We start from the raw sequence: 9,150 nt of genomic DNA, 5'->3' as shown, positions 1-9,150 counted from the left end.
AAGGGTCAGCCCGGACAGTACTGTCCGGGCTGACCCTTCCTCAGAGTCGGGAGGCCGCGTCAGACGTCGACTCCATAACGGAGGATGTCCCTGACGAAGGTTCCTATGCTGTCTGCATCAGCCTTCGACTTGATACGGGTCCGGTGTACGTCGACCGTCTTCACGCTCATTCCCAGCCGCCGACCGATGGTCTGGCTAGGCAGACCTTCAACCACCAGCTGCAGCACCTCACGCTCACGGGGAGTGAGGAGCCCTATCTTCCGCACGATTTCATCCGCCAAACTCTGGCCGATGAAACGCTGCTCTGCAGATTCGATACCGAGCTGCACGGCGTCAAGAAGCTTCTGAGGGTCGTAGGGCTTCTCCAAGAAATCCTGCGCGCCTGCTTTCATGGTGTCCACCGACATCCGGATGTCACCGTGCGCTGAGACGAAGATGATCACCACATGGGGTGCCAGCTCATTGAGCCGTTCCTGGAGACGGATGCCGCTCATGGCGGGCATGCGGACATCCAACACGATGCAGGCAGGACGGTGTGCGTCGAAGACATCGAGCAGTTCCTGAGCGCTGTGGCAGATGGTTCCCTCGATGCCGGCACTGTCCAACAGCCAGGCCACGGACTCACACAGCTCAGGATCGTCATCAACGATGTAGACGAGGGGTTCAATCCTGTCTACCAGCTGTGAGTCCTTACCAACGCGTTGATTCATTTTCAACAACAGATCTTTTCTCCATTAATCCCATTCAGCTTCGGCCGTCCAGTAATTCATACCGAAGGCGCTGACGTGGTGGACCCAGGGGGTGGTCCGCCGCAGTCCGGGTTCCTCCCGCCTGACTGATTCGTCGGCATGCTCTGGACCGTCAGCCTCCACTGTCCAGTGGACCCAGTTCACTTCGCGTCCGAGTTCATCATGGACAAACAGATCCACATGATGCCAGCCATAGTTGAAGGTGTCTTCGTAGCAGGTGAGGAACATCCGATGGTGGTGCACCGGGCGGGGCGGGATGATTTTTTCAGTGGTCACCATTTCATCTCCTTGAGGGTGGTGAATGAGTCAGTATTCGAGAAAGACGGAAGTTTCCGCAGCAGTGGCTCCATGGCGATGCCGAGGCGCAGAAGCGTTGGTTCGCTCCCCCTCTTGCCGATCAGTTGAATTCCCAAGGGCAGCCCAGTTGACGTGCGTGCACCCGGGACAGTGACCGCAGGGAGCCCCAGCAGTTGCCAGGGACGGCTCAGCTCCGGTGAGCCAGTCCCCTCCTCAATACGGTGGGCAGGACCGTGCGCGGCTGGCCCCACGATAACGGCATTGTCGGTGAGAACCCGATCAAGTGCACGCCGGGAAGTGTCCCTGCGGAAAAGTGCCTGTTGGTAGGAGCTCTCAGAAACCTGGTCTCCGCTGTCCAGCAGCTGCTGGAGCTGAGGACTGAGCTGCCTGCGCTTCTCCCCTAATTTCTCCCCGAGGGAGGCCGCCGCCTCAAAACCCATCACGAGTTTGTGGTCATCCACCAGGGATCTGATGTGGTCGTCCCAGGTGAGTCTGGTGGCGCTCACACCCAGCTCGGTCATCAGGTTCGGAATGATCTTCAACAGTTCTGACATGCTGGGATCCAGATTAAGCAGACTGGATCCCTCCCAGATGAAGGCGGTGAGCTCCTCGGTGGGCACTGCCGGGTCATTTTCACGGCCCGCGAAGCTGCGGTAGATGTAGTCGAGGTCCTGCACCGAACGTGCCAGGAAACCGAGAGAATCCAGGGAGTCGCTCATCCCCGAGACTCCCTCCAATGAGGTACTGCCGTGGGTGAGCACGAGACCGGCGACCCCACAGAAAGAAGCCGGCCTGGTCAATGAGCCCGCCGTCTGGGTTCCCAGGGCGAATGGAATGGTCCCGGCACCCACGGCGGCGGCTGAGCCGCTTGAGGATCCCCCTGGGGTATGCACCACGCTATAGGGGTTGGTAGTCGGCCCCGGGGAGAAATAGCCGTACTCTGTGGTCACGGTCTTGCCCTGAATGACGGCTCCCAGCTCGCGGAGACGACGGACGCAGTCAGCATCCTTTGCTTGGACGCTGTCATCAGCCGTCTCAGAGCCACATCGCGTGGGCAGACCGGCAACGTCGATGATGTCTTTCACGCCCACCGACATGCCTTTAAGCGGCCGGTGTCCCACGTCTGGGGCCCCTGCGGAGCTGGAGAGTTCCCGATCCAGGTCAGTGAGTTCGACCCATGCTTTCAGACGGGGCTCGTACCGGTTGATCTCCAGCCGAGACTGTGCGGCCAGGTCATCGACCGAAGCCTCCCCAGCCCGGATATCCACCGCCATGCCGGCAACAGACCTAGATCGAAAAGTCGTAGTCATAAGCACTCCCAATTTTCTCAAGTCCGCATAGTGAGTCATCACCTAGAGGATTGTGGCCAAAGACACTCAAGATGCCACGCTGTGGTCCATGTTAAAGCGGGGAGCGATCATATCAAACCATTAATGAGTAAAGGTTTCCCCAGTATCTCTGTAAGGAAGATCACTCCTAGCGTGAAAGCACGGAGGTTCCACAACACCTCCCCACACTGTTCCGCATTTTCCCACCGACAACTTTCCGAAATGGAGGAAAGCGTGGCACTTCGTACCATGTCCACCAGCAGGACACAGCGGTCACCGCATATCCAGACCACGCCGACACAGTCGGACCGCCGCCACACCCGACGAGCGTGGACCGTTGTCGCTCTGCTCGTCGTGTTCCAGATCATCGCTTTCGCCGACAAAGCGGTCCTCGGCCTTGTCGCCCCCGACGCCATGGCGGAACTGGGCCTGACGCCCACGGAGTTCGGTTTCATCGGCAGCGCCTTCTTTTTCCTGTACTCGATCGTCTCCATCTTGACCGGCGTCATCGCCTCTCGGGTGTCCGTCCACTGGATCGTCCTGACGCTGGGCATTGTCTGGGCAGTGATGCAGTTCCCGATGCTGCTGGGTGGCGGCGCAGCCGTACTGCTGGCCACCCGCATCATCCTGGGAGGTGCAGAAGGACCGGCAACGGCCATGTCTCTCACCTCTGCGCACACCTGGTTTGCACCCTCCGCCCGCGCACTGCCCTCCAACCTCATCGCCATCGGCTCCACGATGGGTCCGGTCATTGCCGCCCCCGCGTTGGTGTTCGTCATCAGCATGTGGGGATGGCGTTGGGCCTTTGGTGCGATGGGTATCGTCGGACTCATTTGGTGCGTCACCTGGATCCTCTTCGGTGGCAGCGGTCCCTATCTTGCGAAGAACAAGGCACAGAACGCTGAAGATGCGTCCCCGCAGGAGAATGACGCAGTCGCTGATAGCGCTGACAGCGCAGCAGCCGCCACCCCCTCAGTCGATGATCGCCCGACATTTGCTATCTGGAAAGTCCTGCTCAGCCTGTCGTTTATAGCGACACTGATCGGCGCATCCTCCAGCTTCTTCGTCCAGGGCTTCCTCACGACATGGCTACCGCAGTACCTGACAACCGTCGTCGGACTGTCCCTGCCTCAGGTGGGTGTGGTCACCACCTTCCCCTGGGTTATCGGCGCCATCGTCCTGCTGGTTCTCGGCGGGGTGGGCCACCGTCTGATGCTCCGCGGCAGGACAGTCCGTCTCGCCATTGCCTCTCTCTTCGGCCTGTCGATCCTTCTGTCCGGCATCTTCTTCCTGCTGGCCACTGCGACCTCAGGAAACGTCTCAGTTCTTTTCCTCTGCCTCGCAGGAGGATTCAGCCTTGTCTACCCGATGTCCGCCACTGCAGTCGGCTACTGCGTCGGCGTGAAGCAGCGGCCCATCATCATGGCAACCCTCGGCGGACTTGCTGCCACCGGTGCCATCGTCTCCCCGATGCTGGTCGGACAGCTCATGACCCGCGCCGGCTACGCAGCCCCACCCAAGGGTGTCGCCCCCAGCCCGGAGATGGTCACGGCAATGACCACGGGCATCCACAGTGCATTCATTATCGCTGGAATCTTCCTCATCATCGGTGGCGCAATGTGCATCCTGTTCCTCCGCCCGGAGCGAACCGCAGAGCGCCTCCAGAGGATACATCTCCAGGACCAGCCCCAGATCTAAATCCCCAGGAGTTCTGACATGATGACCAACACAGCTGTCGCCCAGGAATTCGAGCCCCGTATCTTCCGCGACGTGATGGGCCACTACCCCACCGGCGTCGCCGTAGTCACTGGCCGCGCCCCCGACGGAGAACTACTCGCCCTTGTGGTCGGCACCTTCTCCTCCGTTTCGCTAGATCCTCCGCTCGTCTCATTCATGCCGATGAAGACGTCCAAGACCTTCGCGCGCATGAGGGAGTGCGACTCTCTGTGCATCAACATCGTCGGCGGTGAACAGGAAGCGGAGATGTTGAGCATCGCACGCCGCTGGGAGAACAAACTGGACGGCGTCGACTGGTACATGTCTCCTTCCGGGAACCCCATTCTCAAGAACTCGATCGCATGGATCGACACGTCCATCGCAGAGATTGTGGAGGCCGGTGACCACTGGATCACCCTCTGCCGTGTCCACGACATGGAGGTCACCAACCCCGTGTCTCCGCTCTTGTTCTTCCAGGGGGGCTACGGCAGTTTCGTGGGCACCTCACTTATCGGTCGCCTCAGCCACGAGATCCTGCCCGCTATCCACGCCGCCCACAGCGCGGGTGCGCAGCTGGAGGACCTCGCCCAGACCCTCCGCGGTGAGGTCGCAGTCTTCGCTGCCGTCAGCGACGACGAATTCGCCACCGTCTACCATTCCATGGCTCCCGGGACCTCCCCTGAGCACAGTTTCGCCACCCGGTTTCCCATCGTTCCTCCCATCGGGGACACCTACATGTTCGACAAGTCGCCCGAGGTCCAGGAACGCTGGATGCATAAGCTCAAGGACCCCTCCGAGGAGATCCTGGAGACTCACCGCCGGCGTCTCGCCATCGTGAAGGAGAATGGTTTCCTCATTGCTCATCTGCCCGAGGAAGGCAGTGCCGCCTACGAGCAGATGATCCGGGCCACCAATGAGTACAAGAAGGCACGGCTGACGCCGGCGGAGGAACGTGCCATCCGCGAGACGATCGGCAACACCACTGTCGATTATGAGCAGCGGGAGCTGCTTGACGAAGAGCGGTATAACGTCGGCTCAATTGTCTTCCCCGTGAAGGACCCAGGGGGTGAATACACCATGACGCTGCGCATCGCGCAGCTTCCCCAGAATATGCCCGGATCCGTCATCAAGGAATGGATCGCACACTGCAAGAGTGTGGTCAACCAGATCGAGAAGAACTGACTCAGAAGGAGATCAATATCCATGAATACCCCCACCATCAACGAAACGACCATCAACCAGCTCGTTGGCCGCATTGAGGTCCTCGAAGCCGAGGCGGATATCCGCCGGATCCAGGCACGCTACATGATGCTCTGCGATACCCCCTGCCCTGTCTACCCGCCAGTCACCGATAAGGAGCGCATTGAACTGGTTCTGGACCTCTATACGGAAGATGCTGTCTGGGAAGGAGTGGGAGAATACTACACGGACCAGTTCGGTAAGGCAGAAGGCAAGGATGCCATCCGAGCGCACTTCAACCGCTTCTGGAAGGAAGACCAGGATCCCAAGCTGATCCTTAATGCCCACTACCTGACCTCCGAGCAGATTTTCGTGGAGGGGGACACCGCCGAAGGCACCTGGATCCACATGCAGCCGTGGCTTTTCGCAGACGGCACGGCGCTACTCCGCTCGAGCCGGCTATTCAACGCTTTCCGTAAAGAAAACGGCAAATGGTTGATTACCCGCACCCGTACGGAGAATGTCTTCATCAGCGATTTGCCGACCAATTTCGCGGAAAGCTACCCGACCCAGGCGGTGCTGTTCAAGTAGAACTGTCCCCCTGAAGAGGTCGAGAGCACCATCTCGACCTCTTTATTTTCTGTGGAAATAAATGCACATTATGCAATATCTGATTTAACTTTCCACCGCCCAGCCGGGCACCAATAACTAAACGCAGAATCTTTATCCCCTATAAGGATATTCCCTATATGGAACAATCCGATTACTCAATAATATGACCCTAGCCACAAGATCGGCCACTTTGCGTCCGCAATCACAGGAGGGTCAATATGTTGAAGAAAAGAGTGGGGAGTTTAATAGCTTTTTTGGCTATCCCGCTAATGCTGGTCGGATGCACACCCGCAGTCAATAACGGGGCCTCAGATGACACTGACCGCGTAGTCATCACCATGGCCAGCGGTTTCTCCCAAACACATTCCAATAATGAGGGATTGTGGATGTTCGTGGAGAAGCTCGAGGAGAATGCCCCCTGGATCACCGTTGACTTCAAAGGCGGCCCCGAAGTGATGGCTCCCAATCTCCTCATTGAAGGGGTTGCAGCGGGAGTCTTCGATATCGGGGTGATGCCGGGCGATTATTATGTCGACCAGATTCCGGCCATGGAAATTGCGCGATTCACTCCATTCACCCCAATGGAGGAGCGGGAGAACGGCGTCGTGGAGATCTACGATGAAATCCACCGCGATCAACTCGGCATCAAATACCTCGGGCGTGCTGTCGCCGGCATGCCCCAGGTGATTCTGTCCCGCCGGGAGATCACGGAACTTGACCTGCACGGCGATTCCTACCGGACCTCTTCCGCCACCTCAGACATTGTCCGAGCCATCAACGGTGTCCCCGTGGACCTGCCCGGTGGCGAGGTTTATACCGCCCTGGAGCGCAATGTGGTCTCCGGCGCAACCTGGGCTTCAGTTGGTCCCACGAGCCTTGGCCTGGAGGGGGTCGTCTCCTATGACCTCGCCCCACGCTTCTATGAGTCACTGTCCAACATCGTCATGAATGAGCGTTCCTGGGATTCACTGGATGAGCGGACCCAGAACGCCCTGGTGGACACCCTGGCGGAAGTCGAACCCGATATTTTCGCACATTATCTTTCCCGGACAATCGAGGAAACCGAGCAGTGGCACGACGCTGGTGTGCAGGAGGCCCGTCTGTCCGATGGGGATGGGCGGAAGCTGCTGGAGCTGGCATACGTCGACAGCTGGGAGAACCTCGACTGGGATCGCATCCTCGAGACCTCGCCTGCGGCAGCCCATCTACGTGAGGCATTTGACACCGGAGATGAGGAACTCACATTCGATCGTGTTCCTTCCGGAGCTTTCGTCTCCGGCATCCGTGAAGATCTGGAGGCGAACCGATGACTCCCGATAATCATCCCGCTCCCACCCATGACACGGCAGAGGACGCACTCGAACGCCTTCCGGATTCGGCGAACGAGACAACAGCTCTCTCCACCCGCGTCTGGTGGCCGGAGAAGACTCTTGAATGGATTTCAGGCGTGTTGCTCATCATCCTCACGCTTTTTGTGACGGTGACGGTTCTGATGCGTTTCGGTGGCAACGGCGTCCTGGGTGCGGTCGAGTTGTCCGCCATCGCCATGGTCGTGATCACCGTGCTGGTTGTTCCCGCCGCCACGGCAGCAGACGACAACTTCAAGGTCGAGATCGTCGACATGCTGGACAAGCCGAAGCTGGTCCACGCCGCAGCATTGCTCGGTGCCGTTGTCCAGCTGGTCGTTAGCCTGTTCCTCGCCTTCAGTTCTCTGGAGCTTTTCATCTACGACTGGCAGACCAAAACAACCATGGCCGGAGAACTGTCCGTCTCCCGGTACTGGCTGTCGTTGATCATCTTCGTCAGCTTCGCGGTCCTGCTCCATGCCACGATCATGTATCTGTTCCGGCTGGTCCGGGACACGAAGCGTCAGATGGGTGCTGACGCACCAGAATCCGCATCCCACCGTCCGGAAGGGGCATAAACCATGGAATGGTACGTTTTCCTGCCGGTCTATATTCTGGCGCTCATCGCTGTTCTCCTCCTGCGGATTCCAGTCGCTTTCGGCATCTTCGGCGTCGGTATCGTCTCCTCCCTGATCATCTTCGGTGATATTGAGACGACCTCCCGCCTGCTCAGTCTCAGCGTCATCAGTTCGGTGAACAGTTTCACCTTCACCGCCATCCCGCTGTTCATCCTTATGGGTGAGGTCCTGTTCCGGTCCCGGATTGCCCAGGACGCCATCGTCGAGATATCGAAGATGCTCCACCGGGTGCCGGGTCGGCTACCGATGGTCGCGATCGCCGGTGGCAGCGCCTTCGGTCTACTCTCCGGTTCTTCCCTGGCCAACACCGCACTGCTGAGCCGGACCCTGCTGCCCCAGATGAAACAGGCTGGCTACAGCACGCACATCTCCGCGGGCTCCATCCTTGCTGCCGGCGGTCTGGCGATGGTCTTGCCTCCGAGTGCCCTCGCCATCCTCTGGGGTGGTGTCGCCAATGTCTCCATCGGTCCCCTGCTGATCGCCGGTATCGTGCCCGGCATCCTGATGGCCATCGGTTACGTGGTCCTGGTCCTCTGGCACAGCCGCAAGAAGGACAAGCCCGCCGGGCTTTCTGAGGAGACCCACCGTCCCCTGGCAGAAACTCTCCGTGGCATCGTCAAGAACCTGCTGCTTCCGGGACTTCTGGCCCTGGCGGTCCTCGTGATCATCTTCGCCGGCATTGCAACTCCTACCGAGGCCGCCGCCTTCGGCGCCGTCGCAGCGATCATCATCGCTTTCGCAGCAGGTCGCTTCAGCGTGCGGGATCTCCTGGCCGCAGGTACGAGTAGTGTGCGGATTACCGGCACCATTTTCATCCTGGTCATGGCCTCCACGCTCTACTCCCAGATCATGGCGTACATGGGGGCCACCACCGGACTCGTGGCCTGGGTCTCCGGCAGTATCGCCAACAGCGCCCTGATGCTTCTCCTCATCGTGCTGCTGCTGGTGCTGCTGAGCTGCTTCATCGACCAGGCATCGATCATGCTCATCACCGCTCCCCTGCTAATGCCGATCGCCCTGCAGTTCGGCTGGGATCCGGTCTGGTTCTCCATCATCGTCCTGGTGACTCTCCAGATCGGTAATATTTCTCCGCCATTCGGAATGGGACTCTTCGTGATGAAGTCGACTGCCCCCTGGATCCCCATGATGACGCTCTACAGGGCCGCGATCCCCTGGATCATTTCCGATCTCGTGGTCATCCTGATCCTGTGTGCTTTCCCGGTCCTGGTCACTTTCCTACCCGCACTCATGGCCAGCTGACCTCGGCTTCTCGACGCCCCCGTCA

9 protein-coding genes are annotated in these 9,150 nt (G+C 59.3%); 6 read left to right on the top strand and 3 right to left on the bottom strand.

The window, feature by feature from the left end; genetic code table 11:
• Positions 1 to 59: 59 nt before the first annotated feature.
• The 3 genes from NYP18_RS11980 to NYP18_RS11970 are packed head-to-tail and all read right to left on the bottom strand — an operon-like array spanning position 60 to position 2,395.
• Complete coding sequence (locus tag NYP18_RS11980) at positions 60 to 710, bottom strand: response regulator transcription factor (protein WP_259428431.1); 651 nt, start codon at positions 708 to 710, stop codon at positions 60 to 62.
• A gap of 24 nt (positions 711 to 734) precedes the next feature.
• Positions 735 to 1,028 carry a hypothetical protein gene (locus tag NYP18_RS11975; RefSeq protein ID WP_259428430.1) on the bottom strand — a complete coding sequence of 98 codons (294 nt, stop codon included), beginning with the start codon at positions 1,026 to 1,028 and terminating at the stop codon, positions 735 to 737.
• The gene (locus NYP18_RS11970) at positions 1,022 to 2,395 is read right to left on the bottom strand and encodes an amidase (protein ID WP_259428439.1); all 1,374 of its coding nucleotides are present in this window, start codon (positions 2,393 to 2,395) and stop codon (positions 1,022 to 1,024) included. The genes NYP18_RS11975 and NYP18_RS11970 overlap by 7 nt, the downstream gene beginning before the upstream one ends.
• 228 nt (positions 2,396 to 2,623) lie before the next feature.
• On the opposite strand from NYP18_RS11970, the gene NYP18_RS11965 reads away from it, so the two are divergent.
• From NYP18_RS11965 to NYP18_RS11940, 6 genes are all read left to right on the top strand, one after another.
• A complete protein-coding gene (locus tag NYP18_RS11965) occupies positions 2,624 to 4,072 on the top strand; it encodes an MFS transporter (protein WP_259428438.1) in 1,449 nt (482 codons plus the stop codon).
• Between the two features lie 18 nt (positions 4,073 to 4,090).
• Positions 4,091 to 5,272, top strand: coding sequence for a flavin reductase family protein (locus tag NYP18_RS11960; protein WP_259428429.1), 1,182 nt, complete (start codon positions 4,091 to 4,093; stop codon positions 5,270 to 5,272).
• A 21-nt stretch (positions 5,273 to 5,293) separates the two neighbouring features.
• Positions 5,294 to 5,860: a nuclear transport factor 2 family protein gene (locus NYP18_RS11955; RefSeq protein ID WP_259428428.1), complete on the top strand. Its 567-nt coding sequence runs from the start codon at positions 5,294 to 5,296 to the stop codon at positions 5,858 to 5,860.
• 239 nt (positions 5,861 to 6,099) lie between these two features.
• A complete protein-coding gene (gene dctP, locus NYP18_RS11950) occupies positions 6,100 to 7,191 on the top strand; it encodes a TRAP transporter substrate-binding protein DctP (RefSeq protein WP_369415255.1) in 1,092 nt (363 codons plus the stop codon).
• A 137-nt stretch (positions 7,192 to 7,328) separates the two neighbouring features.
• Complete coding sequence (locus NYP18_RS11945) at positions 7,329 to 7,805, top strand: TRAP transporter small permease subunit (protein WP_259428426.1); 477 nt, start codon at positions 7,329 to 7,331, stop codon at positions 7,803 to 7,805.
• Positions 7,806 to 7,808: 3 nt separating this feature from the next.
• Positions 7,809 to 9,125 (top strand): TRAP transporter large permease, encoded by a 1,317-nt coding sequence (locus NYP18_RS11940; protein ID WP_259428425.1) that lies wholly within the window; start codon positions 7,809 to 7,811, stop codon positions 9,123 to 9,125.
• Positions 9,126 to 9,150: the final 25 nt, after the last annotated feature.

The organism is Corynebacterium lemuris (genome assembly GCF_024919295.1).
In the GTDB taxonomy this organism is placed as follows: domain Bacteria; phylum Actinomycetota; class Actinomycetes; order Mycobacteriales; family Mycobacteriaceae; genus Corynebacterium; species Corynebacterium lemuris.
The sequence above is the reverse complement of the archived record's forward strand: the minus strand, read 5'-3'. Positions and strand labels throughout refer to the sequence as shown.

What these genes read in the sequence shown, in the direction of transcription:
- NYP18_RS11975 (WP_259428430.1), bottom strand. Translation starts at nt 1,028, where the DNA reads ATGGTGACCACTGAAAAAATCATCCCGCCCCGCCCGGTGCACCACCAT.
- NYP18_RS11965 (WP_259428438.1), top strand. Translation starts at nt 2,624, where the DNA reads ATGTCCACCAGCAGGACACAGCGGTCACCGCATATCCAGACCACGCCG.
- NYP18_RS11980 (WP_259428431.1), bottom strand. Translation starts at nt 710, where the DNA reads ATGAATCAACGCGTTGGTAAGGACTCACAGCTGGTAGACAGGATTGAA.
- dctP (WP_369415255.1), top strand. Translation starts at nt 6,100, where the DNA reads ATGTTGAAGAAAAGAGTGGGGAGTTTAATAGCTTTTTTGGCTATCCCG.
- NYP18_RS11970 (WP_259428439.1), bottom strand. Translation starts at nt 2,395, where the DNA reads ATGACTCACTATGCGGACTTGAGAAAATTGGGAGTGCTTATGACTACG.
- NYP18_RS11955 (WP_259428428.1), top strand. Translation starts at nt 5,294, where the DNA reads ATGAATACCCCCACCATCAACGAAACGACCATCAACCAGCTCGTTGGC.
- NYP18_RS11940 (WP_259428425.1), top strand. Translation starts at nt 7,809, where the DNA reads ATGGAATGGTACGTTTTCCTGCCGGTCTATATTCTGGCGCTCATCGCT.
- NYP18_RS11960 (WP_259428429.1), top strand. Translation starts at nt 4,091, where the DNA reads ATGATGACCAACACAGCTGTCGCCCAGGAATTCGAGCCCCGTATCTTC.